This is a genomic window from Pseudomonas sp. SID14000 (assembly GCF_002165135.1).
Classification (GTDB): Bacteria; Pseudomonadota; Gammaproteobacteria; order Pseudomonadales; family Pseudomonadaceae; genus Aquipseudomonas.
This window is the reverse complement of the sequence record NZ_NFZQ01000006.1, coordinates 307613-324284: the sequence shown is the minus strand read 5'-3', so window position 1 is coordinate 324284 and position 16672 is coordinate 307613. Positions and strand designations below refer to the sequence as shown.

Here is a 16672-nt window from a genome sequence, read left to right as displayed (position 1 = left end):
AGATGAATATCTTGATCATCATATTCAAATTTTCTTTACCAGAGCCACAAGCGAGCATAGGCCATCCCTCCCCGATCGGACTTTGACCATGCACACCCCTGTTGTCTTCATCGACGGTGACCAAGGCACCACCGGCCTGCAGATCCATGCCCGCCTGCAAGGCCGCAGCGATCTGCGCCTGCTGACCCTGCCCGAAGCCGAGCGCAAAGACCCGCACCGCCGCCGCGAGGCAATCAACAATGCCGACATCGCGCTGCTGTGCCTGCCCGACGATGCTGCCCGCGAGGCCGTGGCGGCGATCCACAACCCGCAGGTGCGGGTGATCGACGCAAGCTCCGCGCACCGTACCAGCCCAGGCTGGGTCTATGGCCTGCCGGAGCTTGACGAGCAGCAAGCCGAGCGCATCGCGCACAGCAAGCGCGTCAGCAACCCCGGCTGCTATCCCACCGGCGCCATCGCCCTGCTGCGCCCACTGGTCAAGGCCGGCCTGCTGCCAGCGGATTACCCGCTGAACATCCACGCCATCTCCGGCTATTCCGGCGGTGGCCGCGCCGCAGTCGAACGGCATGAACAGCCCGCCGCCGGCAAAACCCCGGCCCTGCAACTTTACGGCCTGGAGCTGGCACACAAGCACGTGCCGGAAATCCAGCAGCACGCCGGGCTGTCGGCGCGGCCGATGTTCATGCCCGGCTACGGTGCCTACCGCCAAGGCATCGTGCTGAGCATCCCGCTGCAGTTGCGCTTGCTGCCCGGCCAGGTCAGTGCCGAACAGCTGCAGGCCTGTCTGCAGCAGCACTACCAGGGTGCCCGCCATGTCCAGCTGATGCCCCTGCACCAGCACGGCGCAGCGCCGAACCTCGACCCCGAGGCGTTGAACGACAGCAACGACCTGCGCCTGGCGCTTTACGCCAACCCTGAGCATGGCCAGGTGCTGCTGACCGCAGTGTTCGACAACCTTGGCAAAGGTGCCTCCGGTGCGGCGGTGCAGAACCTCGACCTGATGCTCGGTGCATTGCAGGTACAAGGCTGATCGGCAAAACCGGTTAGACTGTGCAGCCCGCGCCCGCACGGCGCGGGCCGTCCATCCACCCGCCGGAGCCCGCACCCCGATGTTCATCCTGAGCCGCCTCGACAGCGTGCCGCCTGAATCTTTCCAGAACCAGATCCGCGAACTGGTGATCCACAATGTCGGCGAACTGAGCAGTGTCGCCATCAGCGCCGACAACCCGCTGTACCCGCTGTACCAGTATGGCGTCGGCATGGAGGTGCACCAGTACCTGCAAGCACTGGACGGCACCCGCGGCCTGGCCGTGACGCTGACCCTGGCGCTGGATGCCGAGGCACCGGACCAATTGCTGGGGTTCGCCCTGTCACTGCCGGCCGAGGACGATGACCAGGCGTGCGCCCTGGCGTTCCTCGCCGTGCGCGCCAGCCATCGTCGCCAGGGCATCGCCCGCGCCCTGCTGGGCGACCTGCAGGCACGCCATGCCTGCGTCGAGCTGAATGCCTTTGCCAGCCAGGTACCGTGGTTCGAGGCGATGGGCATGCAGGTGGTGGCCGCCAATGGGCCGCAGGTCCTGATGAGCAGTACCGGGCGGGCTAGCGGCGCGCTGATCGGGCGGCTGGATATTGCGCCGATCTACCAGACGGCGGAAGTGATGCAGATCCATACCTACCTGCTCAACCAGCAGGGTGAGGATGCGATGATCGAAGCGGAACAGATGCGGGATGAGCGGCTGGACGAACTGACCGCTCAGGCCCGGGAGTGTGTACGGCAGCGCAAGACCGTGCATTGATCCAAGGGCCTGTTCGCGGGTAAACCCGCTCCCACAGGTATCCCGCCGCTCTCGGGCCCGATGATGTCCCTGTGGGAGCGGGTTTACCCGCGAAGATGCCCCACTGGCCCCTCAGCCATGCACCCAACGCCGATGCAGCCCACGCGCCAGGGCATCCAGTACAAACCCCAGCACCCCGATCAGCAGCACCATCGCCATCAGTTCGGAATACGCCAGCCGGTCGCGGGTATCGAGAATGAAGTACCCTAGCCCCGCACTCACCCCGAGCATTTCGCACGGCACCAGCACAATCCACAGAATACCGATGGCCAGGCGTACGCCGGTCAGCACATGGCCGATCACGCCGGGCACGATCACCTTGCACAAGGTCTCCCGGCGCGTGGCACTCAAACTGCGGCTCAACTGCAACCAGCGTGGGTCCAGCTGCCTTACCCCGGCTGCCGTGTTCAGCAAGATCGGCCACAACGCCGCAAACGCCAGCAGGAAGTAGATAGGCTGGTCCCCCACGCCCATCAGCATCACCACCACCGGCATCCACGACAGCGGCGAGATCATACGCAGGAACTGGAACGCCGGCGTGGTCGCCGCCTCCAGGTGCCGGTAACTGCCCACCAGCAAGCCCAGCGGTACGCCGATCAGCAGTGCCAGCAGCAGCCCGACCAGGATTCGCTTGAGGCTGACCCAGATATGCCCATAGACCTCGCCCTGCCCCAACAAATCGAACAGGCTGGCCAGAGTCGCGGCCGGCGAAAAGCGTGCCGACAGTCCATCGGCCTGGCCGAACACCGCTACACCGGCCCACCACAACAGCAACAAACCCAGCAACCCGGCTAGCCCCAGGCCGGCATGAACGACATGCGTGCGCATCAGACCGCAAACTCCTCGCTACGCTCGAAATTGTCAGCGATGCCGAACACCGACGGCCCGCCAACAGAGGCGATGGCGTTGCGCACGAAGCGGTCGTCGACCAGGTCGCGGGCGGTCTGTGCCGGGTCCAGGCCGGCAAGGAACGCGCTGTCGCCCTCGATCAGGGTGGTCTTCAGGCGCTTGACCAGCTCTTCGGTGTAGCTGGGGAATGGGTAAGGCTGGAAATCGATACGTTTTTCGTCCCACTGCTGGTGGCGAATGGCGCCGCTGGCAATATAACCGGCACGGTCCTCTACAGCCGGGGCCAGCACTTTGCTCAGCACCGCGGGTTCATGCGGGGTGTACTTGTTGGGGCCGGCCTTGGACAACAACGCGGCGGCCTCGGCACGATGGCCGCGGGTCCAGTGCTGGGCCTTGACGATGGCGTTTACCACCTTCTGCGACCATTCCGGGCGGTTGTTCAGGTCGTGCTCGTGCATGAACACCACGCAGCAGGCGTGGTTGCGCCACACATCGCCGGTAAAGCGCTGCACGCGACCGACCTTGAGGTTCTCGGCCAGGGCGTTGAATGGCTCGGCGACGATATAGCCGGCGATACGCTTGCTGGCCAGCGCCGGCGGCATATCGGACGGCGGCAGCACCAGCAGGTTGACTTCGTTGCCGGCCAGCGGCGCATTGGCTGGCTTCGAGACCGGAGTCAGGCCGTTGTCGTTGAGCATCTGCTGCAGCACCACGTTATGGATCGAGTACCAGAACGGGATGGCCACGGTCTTGCCGCCCAGCTGTTTCATGTCGCTGATATCCGGGGCCACTGTCAGGCCTGAACCGCCCACGTGGTTCCAGGCCACCACCTTGGCCGGCACCTTGCTACCGTAGCGGGCCCACACGGTCATCGGCGACAGCAGGTGGATGACGTTGACCTGACCGGAGATGAACGCCTCGATCACCTGCGCCCAACTGCGCAGCAGCACCGGGCGCTCGGCCTTGATGCCTTCGGCCTCGAACAGGCCGTTGTTGTGCGCCACCAGCAGCGGCGTGGCATCGGTGATCGGCAGGTAACCGATACGCACCGGCGCGTCCGACTCGGCGGCTGCACGGGCCTGCAGGCTCGACAGCAAAGGCAGTGCACCGGCGGCCGTGAGCATGGCGCCGAGTTTGAGGAAATCGCGACGCGAAGAAGTGGAACAGCAGTCATCCATGCACATGGACAGCCTCCGAGGGCAACGGGGTTGAGGTAGGTTCGACTGTGCGGCTTGCCCGCCGAAGGGTTTTGAGGATTTCGATGCGCAAGGCGCCCAGTTCCTCGACCCGCTGCGTCCGTGGTTGCGGCAGGTCGATGTGCCACTGACCGAGGACGTGCGCTGGGTGGTTGCCCAGTAGCAGGACCCGGTCGGACAGCAGCAGGGCTTCGTCGATATCGTGGGTGATCAGCACCGCCGCCGTGTTGTGGGTGGCGATCAGTTGCAGCAGCAGTTGCTGCATGTCGGCCCGGGTCACTTCATCCAGCGCGCCGAACGGCTCGTCGAGCAACAGCACTTCGGGCTGGCGCGCCAGGCAGCGGGCCAGCGCGGTGCGCTGGGCCATGCCGCCGGACAACTGCGCCGGGTACTGGCCGCGGGCATGGGCCAGGCCCACGGCGGCAATCGCATGGTCGATGCGTGCGCGCCGTTCGGCAGCGGCCAGTTTGGGCTGGCGGGCGAAATCCAGGCCGAAGGCGACGTTCTTCTCCAGGCTCAACCAGGGCAACAGGCTCGGGTCCTGGAAGGCCACCGCCAAGCGTGGGTGCGGGCCCTGCAGCGGCTGGCCGTGCAGGGTCACGCTGCCACTGCGGGGCTGCTGCAGGCCGGCCAATACCCGTAGCAGGCTGGACTTGCCGACCCCGCTGGGGCCGAGGATGGTCACCACTTCGCCGGGGGCCAGTTGCAGGTCGAACTGCGCCAGCACCGCCTGCCAGCCACCCTCGCGCGGGTAGCCCAGGCTGATGTCGCGGACTTCGAGCAACACTGGGCTCATGCCGCCCCCGCCAGGCGTTGCAGTTCGGCACGCAGTTGCACCAGGCTGGGCGTGACGATCGGCACGAAGGCCGACTCGCGCCAGCGGCGGGCAAAGCCCTCACCGTACTCACTGAGGTAGGCCTTGCCACCACTGGCCTGCAACTCCAGCTGCACGGCGTCGGCAGCGCTTTCGGCCAGGATGATGCGCAACTTGAACAAGGCTGCAGGCTGCTGCTGGAAGCGGCCATCGAGCAGGCCCTGCTTGAGCTCGCTCACGGTGTTTTCCAGGCGCTCGCCAAGCACCTGGCGTGCTTCGTCGAGGAACGAGGCACGCCCATGCAGGTGTGCCTGAACTTCCGCCAGCGCCCTTCGCGCCAGGCCAATGGCCATGCCGCATTGCAGCGCCAGGAACGCCGGGCGTACCCGGGGCAGGAACTCGCGGGCATTTTCGTGCAGCAACCAGCCACGCTGCAATTGCACCTGGTGGAAGGCCAGTGCCGCAGTGTTGCTCGACTGCAGGCCCATCAGTTGCAGGTCGTCGGAGCGCTCCAGGCCTTGTGCGTCGGACGGAATGGCCAGCACGAACGGCGCGCCACCACCTTCGTCTTCGATAGCCGCAGCCACCACAAAACCGCTTTTACGCAGGTTGGTCACCCAGTGCAGGCGCCCCTCTAGTTGCCAGCCATCGGCTGCCGGGCGGCCACGCACCTGCAGCGCTTCGATGCCGGAAAGGAACTTCATGGCGTTGGACAGCCCGGTAGCGCCGGCCAGTTCGCCAGTCAGCAGGCGCGGCAACAGCTGCTCACGCAGGGGCTGGTTGGGGCTGTGCAACAGGTATTCGATGAAGGCGCGCTGGCCCCAGCAGACGAACGCCGCTGCCAGCGAGCGGTTGGCGATTGCGGCGATGGCCTCGACCGCGTCGGTCACCTGCCCACCCGTGCCGCCCAAGGCCGGGTCGACACCGACACGCAGCAGCTGCGATTCGGCGATTTGCGCCAGCACCAGCTGCGGCTCGCACTGGCCCCGGTCAATGGCCTCGGCATTGGCATCCAGCCAGTGTCGAAATGCACAATCTTGCATGGTCTTGCTCCTTTGAAAACGCCGGGGCCGCTTGGCGGCCCATTCGCGGCACAAGGCCGCTCCTACAACGATCGCGCTACGACCGGTATCACACGCGGTTCATGCAGAAGGTTGCCAGCGGTACTTGCCCAGCTCGTCATTGAGCGGCGTCTGGGCGAACACATTAGCAAAGTTGCACAGGGTTGCGAGGCTCACGCCCAGAATCACCTCCAGCGCGTTACCTTCACTGAAGCCGGCCGCGCGGAAGGCCTGGTAAGTGGCCTCGCTGACATTGCCACGGGTGGCGATCACTTCGCGGGCGAACGCGGCCAGGGTTTCATAACGGGCATCGGGCAGCTCGCCACGAGCACGCAGTGCATCGACCACCTCCTGCGGCAGCTTGGCCTTGTTGAGAGCCACGGCCGTGTGGCCGGCCACGCAGAAGTCGCAGCCATGCTGGGTGGCGGCAATCAGTTGCACCACTTCACGCTCGGCCAGGCTCAGTTCGGATTTGCCGTTGAGTGCCGAAACGGTCACGTAGGTTTCCAGTGCCGCCGGGGCATTGGCCAGCACGCCCAGCAGGTTGGGGATGAAGCCGGAGTTCTTCTGCGCGTTCTCGAGGAACGGACGGGCCGCTTCCGGGGCGCTCTGCAGCGTGTGTAAAGTAATGCGCGAGGACATGGAGTGGTCTCCTTTGATGGGTGTCCCTACAGTCTGTTGGTTATAAGAACTACCCTCCATATTCATCAGTCGCCTTTCCTTGCTCTTGAGTCTTTGCATTAGATGATTTCGTCCAGCCACCTTGTCGATTGGTTATTAGAGGGTCTGGAGCTAGATGCCAGCCTGTTCCATGTGGGCCGCTACTGCGGCGGCTGGCACGCCAGCACCCAAGGGATGGGCCGGGCCAGTTTCCACCTGGTGGTGCAGGGGCATTGCTGGCTGCATATCGACGGCCACCCCGAGGCACTGCGCCTGGAGGCCGGCGATGCGGTATTCCTGCTGCGCGACCTCGGCTATCGCCTGGCCAGTGACCAGGACCCGGCCAGTGCCTGCACCCAGCCGCGCCAGCGCATGCAGGCCATGGATACCGAGGCGGTCGATGGCGTGGGGCTGGTGTGTGGTTTCTTCCACTTCAAGCCGGGCTTGTCGGCGCTGATCGTCGACGGCCTGGCCGACTGGATACTGCTGCGCGCCGATGAGCCGGCAGGGCATGCGGCACGGGCGTTGTTCGAGCTGATCCTGGAGGAATGCCGTCGCGCCGCCGGGCCGTCGCAGGCGTTGCTGGAGCGGCTGACGCATTTGTTGTTCCTGTATGTGCTGCGCCAGCAGGTGCACGCCGGGCAACCGCTGGGCGGGCTGGTCGCCCTCGCCCGCCAACCGGCGTTTGCCGGGCTGCTGGAGCAGTTGATCAAGCAACCGGGGCAAGCATGGACGCTGGAAAGCATGGCTGCCTGCACCGGGTTGTCGCGGTCAGCGTTTTTCAAGCGCTTCAATGAACTGGCCGGACAGTCGCCGGGGCAAGTACTGCTGGCGTTGCGCATGCGCCATGCCAGCCAGTTGCTGCGGGCGGGGCATACCGTGGAGCAGGTGGGGGCGCAGGCGGGGTATCAATCGGTGGCGGCGTTTACCCGGGCGTTTGCCAAGGCGATGGGGGTGCAGCCGGGGGCGTATCGGCGAGAGCATGAGGGGCGTTAGCCTGGACTGGCCTCTTCGCGGGTAAACCCGCTCCCACAGGTACCCCACAAGTTTCAGAGATTGTGATGCCCCTGTGGGAGCGGGTTTACCCGCGAAGAGGCCGGTGCAGGCAACAGATTCAGACCTGGCTGACCGGAATATCCCCTGCTCCCTTACCCTCCCGCCGCTCTCCCATCCAGGCATTGACCTTCTGCCCGAACTCGGCCGGCGCCTTGCGCCCGAACCGCCGCGCCAGATCAAGGATGGTCTGCTGCGCCAGGGCCTCTTCCATGCGCTTCTGCGCCCCCAGCATCACCGCATGGATCGCGCAGGTGCCCTCGGTCGCCCAACCCGGCGGCGCCCCCTCGAACAGGCTGCAACGCTCGCGAACTTCGCGACAGTCGAAGATCTTCTTCGGCCCGTCGATGGCGTTGACGATATCCAGCACGGTGATTTCGTCCGACGGCCGCGCCAGCCGGAAGCCGCCACGCACGCCCTCGGTGGCGGCCACCAGCCCGGCACGGGCCAGCTTGGTGAAGACTTTGGCCAGGTACTCTTGAGGCACACCCTGCAACTCCGCCAGGTCGCGCACGCTGGACTCGCGCGAGTCGCCCCGCTCGTCCACCAGGAACAGCAGGCAATGGATACCGTATTCGACGCCAGCACTGTAGAGCGACATATCTATCTCCGACCAATCTTGTCGCAAATGATACGCCCGTAGTACCTGGGCCGCAAAGCGTACAGCTTCCGCCGGTCGGCCTGTTTAATCCATTCAACCCAACAAATACGGCTATTCCGGCCAGGAAACGGCGGTGCGCAGTGTCGTCCTCGTGTAAAAAAGACTTGCACGCACAAACTACGACCAATAAAGTCGTAGTTATTCGAGAGGCATACAACCCGCCCTCGAAGCCCCCTTCGAACCTTGCGGAGCACCCCCATGAAATCGAACATTCTCATCATCGGTGCCGGCTTTGCCGGTGTCTGGAGCGCCCTCAGCGCCGCGCGCCTGCTCGACCAGGCCCAGCGCGCCGACGTCAGCATCAGCGTCCTCGCTCCACAGCCTGAACTGCGCATCCGCCCGCGCTTCTACGAGGCCGACGTGCACGGCATGAAGGCCCCGCTGGGCGAGCTGTTCGAAGCCGTGGGCATTCGCTTCATCCCGGGCAGCGCCGACAGCATCGATACCGAAGGGCGCAGCGTCAGCTACACCGATGCACTGGGGCACCGGCAACGGATCGCCTACGACCGCCTGATCCTCGCCGCCGGAAGCCAGGTCGCACGCCCGGCGGTGCCGGGGCTGGCCGAACATGCATTCGATGTCGACCAGATCGAATCGGCCATGCGCCTGGAACAGCACCTGGTCGGCCTGGCCGCCCTGCCCTCTTCGCCTGCACGCAACACCGTGGTGGTTTGCGGCGGTGGCTTCACGGGTATTGAAACTGCTACGGAAATGCCCGCCCGTCTGCGTGGCATCCTTGGTGCCAGTGCGTCGTTGCGGGTGGTGGTGGTCGACCGCGGTGCACACGTTGGCGCGGCGCTGGGCGCGGGTATAACACCGTCGATCGTCGCCGCCTGCGAACAGGCCGGGGTCGAGTGGCAGGCCGGGGCTTCGGTAGTCGCCGTCGATGCCGATGGCGTGACCCTGGACAACGGCGACCATATCGCCAGCAACACCGTGATCTGGACCGTTGGGGTCAAGGCCAGCCCGTTGACCGCACAGGTTTCCGGCGAACGCGACAACTTCGGCCGGCTGAAAGTGGACGACCACCTTAAGGTGCTGGGCCAGGACCATGTGTACGCCACCGGCGACACCGCCTGGGCTGCGGTGGATGAGTTGGGCAATCACGCCCTGATGACCTGCCAGCATGCCATCCCCATGGGCCGCCACTCCGGCAACAACGCCGCAGCCGACCTGCTCGGCCTGCAACCGGTGGTGTACCGCCAGCCCAAGTACGTCACCTGTCTGGACCTGGGCGAATGGGGCGCGGCATACAGCGAGGGTTGGGAGCGCGAACTGAAACTGCATGGCCAGGAGGGCAAAGACCTCAAGCGCCAGATCAACTCGGTGTGGATCTACCCGCCAGCGGCTGACCGAGTCCTGGCACTGGCCGCTGCAGACCCACTGATCGCGATCGTCTGACCGCAGCAAGGTGTGAGCTGAAATAGCCGGGGCCGCGTTGCGGCCCCTGTTACAGCAATGCCAATCTATCAGTCATTGACACTCACAACCCGCCCCGCCTTCCCGGCAGCCGTGCCCCGGGTCGCCAGGCAGTAATACAGCGGCACCGTCACCAGCAAGCCGAACAGCCACGACAGGTCAGCCCCTTCGACGATATTGGAATACGGCCCCACATACAGCGATGTATTGGCAAACGGCAACTGCACCAGGATGCCGCAGGCATAGGCAATGATCGCGTGGTGGTTGAAGCGGCCATAGATGCCGCCGTCGGCACTGAAGATCGAGGCGATGTCGTACTGGCCTTTCTTGATCAGGTAGAAGTCGATCAGGTTGATCGACGCCCACGGCACCAGCACCAGTAGCAGCGCCAGGATCAGGCCGATGAACTGGCCGATGAAGTCCGCCGAGGCATTCAGCGCCACCATGCCGCAGCCCGCCAGGATCACCGTAGCCAGCACCACCCGCACCTTGATGCTCGGTGTCCACTCGGCGATGAAGGTCTGGATCGCGGTCACGATCGACAGCACCGCGCCATACAGGTTGAGGGCGTTGTGGCTGATGATGTTGAGCAGGAACAACACCATCAGGATCGGGCCGAGCCAGCCGGTGGCCTGCCTGACCGCGTCCATCGCATCGGTGCCTTCCGGCACGCACAGCACCGCCACCGCGCCAAAGCTGAAGCACAGGATGGTGCCCAGGGTAGCGCCGAAATAGGTGGCCCAGAACGGCTTGGCAATGCCCACTTCATGCGGCAGGTAGCGCGAGTAGTCGGAGGTGTATGGCGAAAAGCTGATCTGCCAGATGGTGCCCAGCGACACGGTGGCAATGAAGCCCGACAGGTTGAACGCGCCACGGCTGAAGAAGTCGGCTGGCAGCTCCTGGGCGAACATCATGATGAAGCCGGCCAGCAGTGCCGAACCCATCACCCAGGTACCGATGCGGTTGAGGATGTGGATGAAGCGGTAGCCGATCACGCCAATGGCGGTGGCACTCAACGCCCCGATCACGATCGCGCCCGGCATCGGCACGCTCGGGGTAATGCCGTGGATGGTCTTGCCCGCCAGGACAATGTTGGAAATGAAGAAGCCGACATAGATCAGCGCGGTGAAGAACACGATCAGCAAGGCGCCGTAGCGGCCGAACTGGCCACGGCTCTGCACCATCTGCGGAATGCCCAACTGCGGTCCTTGCGCAGAGGCCAGGGCGATGACCACACCCCCAAGCAGATGGCCCAGCACGATGGCGACCAGCCCCCACAACAGGTTCAGGTGGAACACCTGGACCACCATGGCGCCGGTGACGATGGGCAGTGGCGCGATATTGGTGCTGAACCAGAGGGTGAACAGGTCGCGCACCTTCCCGTGGCGCTCGGCAGGTGGAACGTAATCGACCGTGTGATTCTCGACAAACTGGTGATGCGACGACGATTGGGACATTGGACTCAGCTCGAAAGGTCTTTTTTATCTTTGTAAGGAAACCGCATCTGGGCGGCCTCTCAGCTGAAGACCATATTATGGTATTCCATGATTTTGACAACGCTGATCCGCAGGAAATAACGCCCACTGATCCGCTTGCGCAACACCTTCAGCAAACCTCCTGAACGCTCAAACCCACGGCATACGTGGCCCGGAGCCGTTCATCGTGTAAATCATGGGCTGGAAAATTCCGCTTGCAAAATAGGTATTACGGTATACCATCAGACACATCAATGATAAAAACCGCGGACCACCGCAGCCCTTCAGAGGTACACCAGATGATCGACGCAACCGTCTACAAGCACGTTCTGGGCTCCTTCCCGTCCGGCGTTACCGTCATCACCACCCTGGACGACGACGGCTCGGTCGTCGGCCTGACCGCCAGCGCCTTTTCCTCCCTGTCGATGGACCCGCCGCTGGTACTGTTCTGCCCCAACTACGCCTCCGACTCCTACCCCGTACTGATCAGGCAGAAGCGCTTCGCCATTCACCTGCTGTCGGGTGAACAACAGGCCGAGGCCTATGCCTTCGCCAGAAAGGGCAAGGACAAGGCCAGCGGCATCGAGTGGTCCATGAGCGAACTGGGCAACCCGATCCTGGCCGGCGCCACCGCTGTCATCGAATGCGAGCTGTGGCGCGAATATGAAGGTGGCGACCACGCCATCATGGTCGGCAAGGTGCACAACTTGATCGCCTCCGAAGAGGCGCCACAGCCGATGGTGTACTGCCGCGGCAAGATGGCCAGCCTGCCGGCCTTTGCCTGAAGCCAGTTCTGAATCGAGACCGCTGGTGCCTACCCTGCCAGGCGCCAGCCCCTTTCAAGCGTTGAGGAAAGCCCCATGAAATTCTCGTTGTTCGTGCACATGGAACGTTGGGATGAACAGGTCAGCCACCGCCAGCTGTTCGAAGACCTGACCGAACTGACCCTGATGGCCGAAAACGGCGGTTTCAGCACCGTGTGGATCGGCGAACACCACGCCATGGAATACACCATTTCACCAAGCCCGATGCCACTGCTGGCCTATCTGGCCGCGCGCACCGACAAGATCCGCCTGGGCGCCGGCACCATCATCGCGCCGTTCTGGAACCCGATCCGCGTGGCCGGCGAATGCGCCCTGCTCGACGTGATCAGCAAGGGCCGCATGGAAGTGGGCCTGGCCCGTGGCGCCTACCAGTTCGAATTCGACCGCATGGCAGGTGGCATGCCGGCCACCGACGGCGGCAAGGCCCTGCGCGAAATGGTACCGGTGGTACGCAAACTGTGGGAAGGCGACTACGCCCATGACGGCGAAGTGTACAAGTTCCCCACTTCCACCAGCGTGCCGAAGCCTTACAACGCCGTACCGCCGATGTGGATCGCCGCCCGCGACCCGGACTCGCACAACTTCGCCGTCGCCAATGGCTGCAACGTCATGGTCACCCCACTGATGAAGGGTGACGAGGAAGTGCTGGACCTGAAGAACAAGTTCCAGGCCGCCCTGGACAACAACCCGGGCGTACCGCGCCCGCAACTGATGGTGCTGCGCCACACCCACGTGCACAGCCCCGCCGATCCGGACGGCTGGAAGATCGGCGCCCAGGCCATCTCGCGCTTCTACCGTACCTTCGATGCCTGGTTCGGCAACAAGATCACCCCGATCAACGGCTTCCTCGAGCCAAGCCCGGAATCGAAGTTCGCCGAAGTGCCAGCGTTCGAGCTGGAAAACATCCGCAAGAACACCATGATCGGCACGCCGGAAGAGATCATCGCGCGTATCAAGTACTACCAGGAACTCGGCGTCGACGAGTTCAGCTTCTGGTGCGACAACAGCCTGCCCCACGCCGAGAAGAAGAAATCGCTGGAGCTGTTCATCAAGGAAGTGGTGCCGGCGTTCGCCTGAATTCCCATTGCCTGAAACATTGCGGGACGCGCCCGCTCCCGTGGGCCCCAACGGCCCGCGTGAGCGGTTTTTTTTGGGCATTGATCCGTTGCCTGTGCCGGCCTCTTCGCGGGTGAACCCGCGAAGAGGCCGGCACAGAACGCCACAAAAACCCCGATACACAGCGCCTTTCGTCCCCTCGCAAGAGAAATTTCCAGGCACCTCTTGCGCAACAAGTATTATGGTATACCATCAGACAGCAAGAGCTGATAACCCTTACCAGGAGCCACTCATGAGTTTCGAAATCCGCAAGATCGTCACCTACTCCGAAGAGACCCGCATCGAAGGCGGCAAGGCCACCGACAAGCCGGTGACCATGGTCGGCCTGGCTGTCGTGATCAAGAACCCATGGGCCGGTCGCGGTTTCGTTGAAGATCTGAAGCCGGAAATCCGTGCCAACTGCTCGGACCTGGGTGCCCTGATGGTCGAGCGCCTGACTGCCGCCATCGGCGGCGCCAACAAGATCGAAGCCTACGGCAAGGCCGCAGTCGTCGGCGCCGATGGCGAAATCGAACACGCCTCGGCGGTGATCCACACCCTGCGCTTCGGCAACCACTACCGCGAAGCGGTACAGGCCAAGAGCTACCTGAGCTTCACCAACAAGCGCGGCGGCCCGGGCACCTCGATCCAGATCCCGATGATGCAGAAGGACGACGAGGGCCTGCGTTCCCACTACATCACCCTGGAAATGCAGATCGAAGACGCCCCGCGCGCCGATGAAATCGTGGTGGTCCTGGGCGCCTCCGATGGCGGCCGCCTGCACCCGCGCATCGGCAACCGCTACATCGACCTGGAAGAACTGGCTGCCGAAAAGGCCAACGCTCGATAACGACAACCAAGACGGGCCGGGGCGTGGCGTGCTTACCCGCCGCGCCCGACCTTCAAGGAGCGCCCTCCATGATTCAGCCTGTCGCTGAACGCACCCCCGCCGGCACCAGCTACCTGTCCGTCGGCCAGGGCCAACCCGTGGTACTGATCCATGGCGTGGGCCTGAACAAGGAAATGTGGGGCGGTCAGTTCGTTGGCCTGGCCAACGACTACCGCGTCATCGCCTACGACATGCTCGGCCACGGCCAGAGCGCCCTGCCGGCCGCCGACATCGGCCTGGAAGGCTACGCCGCCCAGCTTGCCGAGTTGCTCGATCACCTGCAGATCGCGCAAGCCACCGTGATCGGCTTCTCCATGGGCGGCCTGGTCGCTCGGGCGTTCGCCCTCGACTACCCGCAGCGCCTGGCTGCACTGGTAGTGCTCAATAGCGTGTTCAACCGCACTCCCGAGCAGAGTGCCGGCGTCATCGCCCGAGCCGCCCAGGCTGCGCAACTTGGCCCCGACGCCAACGTCGACGCCGCACTCGACCGCTGGTTCAGCCGTGAATACAAGGCCGCCAACCCGGCGCAGGTCGCCGCCATTCGCCAGGTGCTGGCGAGCAACGACCCACAGGGCTACCACACCACCTATTCGCTGTTCGCCACCCAGGACATGTACCGCGCCGACGACCTGGGCAGCATCCAGGTACCGACACTGATCGCTACAGGCGAGCTCGACTCGGGCTCCACCCCGGCCATGACCCGCCAGCTCGCCGCCAGCATTCCTGGCGCGCACAGCGTGGTCCTCGCCGAGCAACGGCATATGATGCCGGTGGAAGCACCGCGTGAAGTCAACAAGATGCTGCTGGACTTCCTCGCACAAGCCCGCACCCTCACCGAATCCGCCAAGGGGATTGTTGCATGACCCTCGTTCGTTTCCAGATGTGCATCGACGGCCAATGGCGTGATGCCCAGAGCGGCAAGACCTTCGACAGCCTCAACCCGGCCACCGCCCAGGCCTGGGCGCAACTGCCCGACGCTGACGAAGCCGATGTGGAGCTGGCCGTGCAGGCCGCCCAGCGTGCCTTCGACAGCAAGGAATGGCGCAGCATCAGCGCCACCGCGCGCGGCAAGCTGCTGCGTCGCCTGGGTGACCTGATTGCCGAGAACAAGGAACACCTGGCCCAGCTGGAAAGCCGTGACAACGGCAAGCTGATTCGCGAAACCCGCGGCCAGGTCGGCTACCTGCCGGAGTTCTTCCACTACACCGCAGGCCTTGCCGACAAGCTTGAAGGCGGAACGCTGCCGCTGGACAAGCCCGACCTGTTCGCCTACACCGTGCACGAGCCGATCGGCGTGGTGGCCGGGATCATCCCGTGGAACAGCCCGCTGTACCTCACTGCCATAAAGCTGGCCCCGGCCCTGGCCGCCGGCAACACCATCGTGCTCAAACCGTCCGAGCACGCCTCGGCGACCATCCTCGAACTAGCCCGCCTGGCACTTGAGGCCGGCTTCCCGGCCGGTGTGGTCAATGTGGTCACCGGCTACGGCCCCAGCACCGGCGCGGCACTGACCCGTCACCCGCTGGTACGCAAGATCGCCTTTACCGGCGGCGCCGCCACCGCCCGCCACGTGGTGCGCAGCAGCGCCGAGAACTTCGCCAAACTGTCACTGGAACTGGGCGGCAAGTCGCCGAACATCATCTTCGCCGACGCCGACCTGGACAGCGCCATCAACGGCGCCGTGGCCGGCATCTATGCCGCCTCGGGGCAAAGCTGCGTGGCCGGCTCGCGCCTGCTGGTGCAGGACGAGATCTTCGACGAGTTCGTAGAGCGCCTGATCGCCCGCGCCAGGCGCATCCGCATCGGCAACCCGCAGGACGACGCCAGCGAAATGGGCCCCATGGCCACCGCGCAACAGCTGGCCGTGGTCGAAGGCCTGGTGGCCGCGGCCAAGGCCGAAGGCGCCAAGCTGCACATGGGCGGCAAGCGTGCCGAGGTCGAGGGTGACGGCTGGTTCTACGAGCCGACTCTGTTCGAGTGCGACAGCAACTCGATGACCATCATGCAGGAAGAGGTGTTCGGCCCGGTTGCCGCGGTAATCCGCTTCAAGACCGAGGAAGAGGCCTTGGCCATCGCCAACGACTCGCAGTTCGGCCTGGCCGCCGGCATCTGGACCCGCGACCTGGGCCGTGCCCACCGCCTGGCCCGCGACGTGCGTTCCGGGATCATCTGGGTCAACACCTACCGTGCAGTGTCGGCCATGGCACCGATCGGCGGTTTCAAGAACAGCGGCTACGGCCGTGAGAGCGGCATCGATTCGGTGCTGGCCTATACCGAGCTGAAGACGGTGTGGATCAATCTGTCCACCGCGCCTATGCCCGATCCCTTTGTCATGCGCTAGGAGATTGCGCCCATGATCGAACCAGGCATATACAAAGATGTGATGGGTTCCTTCCCGTCCGGCGTCACGGTGGTCACCACCCTCGACGCCGATGGTGGCATCGTCGGCATTACCGCCAGCGCGTTCAGCGCGCTATCGATCGACCCGGCGCTGGTGCTGTTCTGCCCCAACTACGCCTCCGACACCTACCCGATCCTGCGTGACAGCAAGCAGTTCGCGATTCACCTGCTGTCCGCCGACCAGACCGCCGAGGCCTATGCCTTCGCCGGCAAGGGCAAGGACAAGGCAAAAGGCATCGACTGGCACCTGAGCGAGCTGGGCAACCCGCTGCTGGCCAAGGCCACGGCGATCATCGAGTGCGAACTGTGGCGCGAGTATGACGGCGGTGACCACGCGATCATCGTTGGCGCGGTGAAGAACCTGGTGCTGCCGGCCGAGCCGGTGACGCCAATGGTCTATCACAAGGGCAAGCTGGGCGCCCTGCCCCCGCTGGGCTGATA

Annotated in this window: 17 protein-coding genes; 10 read left to right on the top strand and 7 right to left on the bottom strand. The window is 64.4% G+C overall.

Going from position 1 to position 16672, the window contains the following annotated elements; translation table 11 throughout:
• The first annotated feature begins 88 nt into the window (after nucleotides 1-88).
• Both argC and CAY82_RS11755 read left to right on the top strand, forming a co-directional pair.
• On the top strand, nucleotides 89-1030 hold the full coding sequence (argC, locus tag CAY82_RS11760; protein ID WP_087501348.1) for an N-acetyl-gamma-glutamyl-phosphate reductase: 942 nt from the start codon (nucleotides 89-91) through the stop codon (nucleotides 1028-1030).
• Nucleotides 1031-1109: 79 nt separating this feature from the next.
• Nucleotides 1110-1796 (top strand): GNAT family N-acetyltransferase, encoded by a 687-nt coding sequence (locus CAY82_RS11755; protein ID WP_087501347.1) that lies wholly within the window; start codon nucleotides 1110-1112, stop codon nucleotides 1794-1796.
• A gap of 111 nt (nucleotides 1797-1907) precedes the next feature.
• Here the strand turns inward: CAY82_RS11755 and CAY82_RS11750 are convergent, their stop codons facing one another.
• The 5 genes from CAY82_RS11750 to CAY82_RS11730 all read right to left on the bottom strand — a co-directional run bounded on the left by CAY82_RS11750 (nucleotide 1908) and on the right by CAY82_RS11730 (nucleotide 6397).
• Nucleotides 1908-2663 carry an ABC transporter permease gene (locus CAY82_RS11750; RefSeq protein WP_087501346.1) on the bottom strand — a complete coding sequence of 252 codons (756 nt, stop codon included), beginning with the start codon at nucleotides 2661-2663 and terminating at the stop codon, nucleotides 1908-1910.
• Nucleotides 2663-3868 (bottom strand): ABC transporter substrate-binding protein, encoded by a 1206-nt coding sequence (locus tag CAY82_RS11745; RefSeq protein ID WP_087501345.1) that lies wholly within the window; start codon nucleotides 3866-3868, stop codon nucleotides 2663-2665. Before CAY82_RS11745 ends, CAY82_RS11750 begins: the two co-directional genes overlap by 1 nt.
• Nucleotides 3855-4676: an ABC transporter ATP-binding protein gene (locus CAY82_RS11740; RefSeq protein WP_087501344.1), complete on the bottom strand. Its 822-nt coding sequence runs from the start codon at nucleotides 4674-4676 to the stop codon at nucleotides 3855-3857. Before CAY82_RS11740 ends, CAY82_RS11745 begins: the two co-directional genes overlap by 14 nt.
• Entirely contained in the window at nucleotides 4673-5737 is a 1065-nt protein-coding gene (locus tag CAY82_RS11735) for an acyl-CoA dehydrogenase family protein (RefSeq protein ID WP_087501343.1), read from the bottom strand. The genes CAY82_RS11740 and CAY82_RS11735 overlap by 4 nt, the downstream gene beginning before the upstream one ends.
• Before the next feature lie 99 nt (nucleotides 5738-5836).
• Nucleotides 5837-6397, bottom strand: a complete 561-nt coding sequence (locus tag CAY82_RS11730; RefSeq protein WP_046615469.1) for a carboxymuconolactone decarboxylase family protein — start codon at nucleotides 6395-6397, stop codon at nucleotides 5837-5839.
• 102 nt (nucleotides 6398-6499) lie between these two features.
• Between CAY82_RS11730 and CAY82_RS11725 the strand changes: the two genes are divergently transcribed.
• Nucleotides 6500-7411: an AraC family transcriptional regulator gene (locus CAY82_RS11725; protein WP_087501342.1), complete on the top strand. Its 912-nt coding sequence runs from the start codon at nucleotides 6500-6502 to the stop codon at nucleotides 7409-7411.
• A 118-nt stretch (nucleotides 7412-7529) separates the two neighbouring features.
• On the opposite strand, the gene CAY82_RS11720 is transcribed toward CAY82_RS11725, so the two are convergent.
• Nucleotides 7530-8069 carry an Rrf2 family transcriptional regulator gene (locus CAY82_RS11720; RefSeq protein ID WP_087501341.1) on the bottom strand — a complete coding sequence of 180 codons (540 nt, stop codon included), beginning with the start codon at nucleotides 8067-8069 and terminating at the stop codon, nucleotides 7530-7532.
• A gap of 258 nt (nucleotides 8070-8327) precedes the next feature.
• Between CAY82_RS11720 and CAY82_RS11715 the strand changes: the two genes are divergently transcribed.
• Nucleotides 8328-9530 carry an NAD(P)/FAD-dependent oxidoreductase gene (locus CAY82_RS11715; protein ID WP_087501340.1) on the top strand — a complete coding sequence of 401 codons (1203 nt, stop codon included), beginning with the start codon at nucleotides 8328-8330 and terminating at the stop codon, nucleotides 9528-9530.
• Nucleotides 9531-9598: 68 nt separating this feature from the next.
• On the opposite strand, the gene CAY82_RS11710 is transcribed toward CAY82_RS11715, so the two are convergent.
• The gene (locus CAY82_RS11710; RefSeq protein WP_087501339.1) at nucleotides 9599-11005 is read right to left on the bottom strand and encodes a cytosine permease; all 1407 of its coding nucleotides are present in this window, start codon (nucleotides 11003-11005) and stop codon (nucleotides 9599-9601) included.
• Between the two features lie 317 nt (nucleotides 11006-11322).
• Between CAY82_RS11710 and CAY82_RS11705 the strand changes: the two genes are divergently transcribed.
• The 6 genes from CAY82_RS11705 (at nucleotide 11323) to CAY82_RS11680 (ending at nucleotide 16670) form a co-directional block, all read left to right on the top strand.
• Complete coding sequence (locus CAY82_RS11705; protein WP_087501338.1) at nucleotides 11323-11808, top strand: flavin reductase family protein; 486 nt, start codon at nucleotides 11323-11325, stop codon at nucleotides 11806-11808.
• A gap of 75 nt (nucleotides 11809-11883) precedes the next feature.
• On the top strand, nucleotides 11884-12924 hold the full coding sequence (locus tag CAY82_RS11700) for an LLM class flavin-dependent oxidoreductase (RefSeq protein WP_087501337.1): 1041 nt from the start codon (nucleotides 11884-11886) through the stop codon (nucleotides 12922-12924).
• Nucleotides 12925-13195: 271 nt separating this feature from the next.
• A complete protein-coding gene (locus CAY82_RS11695) occupies nucleotides 13196-13792 on the top strand; it encodes an amino acid synthesis family protein (protein WP_087501336.1) in 597 nt (198 codons plus the stop codon).
• Between the two features lie 68 nt (nucleotides 13793-13860).
• The gene (locus tag CAY82_RS11690) at nucleotides 13861-14694 is read left to right on the top strand and encodes an alpha/beta fold hydrolase (RefSeq protein ID WP_087501335.1); all 834 of its coding nucleotides are present in this window, start codon (nucleotides 13861-13863) and stop codon (nucleotides 14692-14694) included.
• Entirely contained in the window at nucleotides 14691-16172 is a 1482-nt protein-coding gene (locus CAY82_RS11685; protein WP_087501334.1) for an aldehyde dehydrogenase, read from the top strand. Before CAY82_RS11690 ends, CAY82_RS11685 begins: the two co-directional genes overlap by 4 nt.
• 12 nt (nucleotides 16173-16184) lie before the next feature.
• On the top strand, nucleotides 16185-16670 hold the full coding sequence (locus CAY82_RS11680; RefSeq protein WP_003258675.1) for a flavin reductase family protein: 486 nt from the start codon (nucleotides 16185-16187) through the stop codon (nucleotides 16668-16670).
• Nucleotides 16671-16672: the final 2 nt, after the last annotated feature.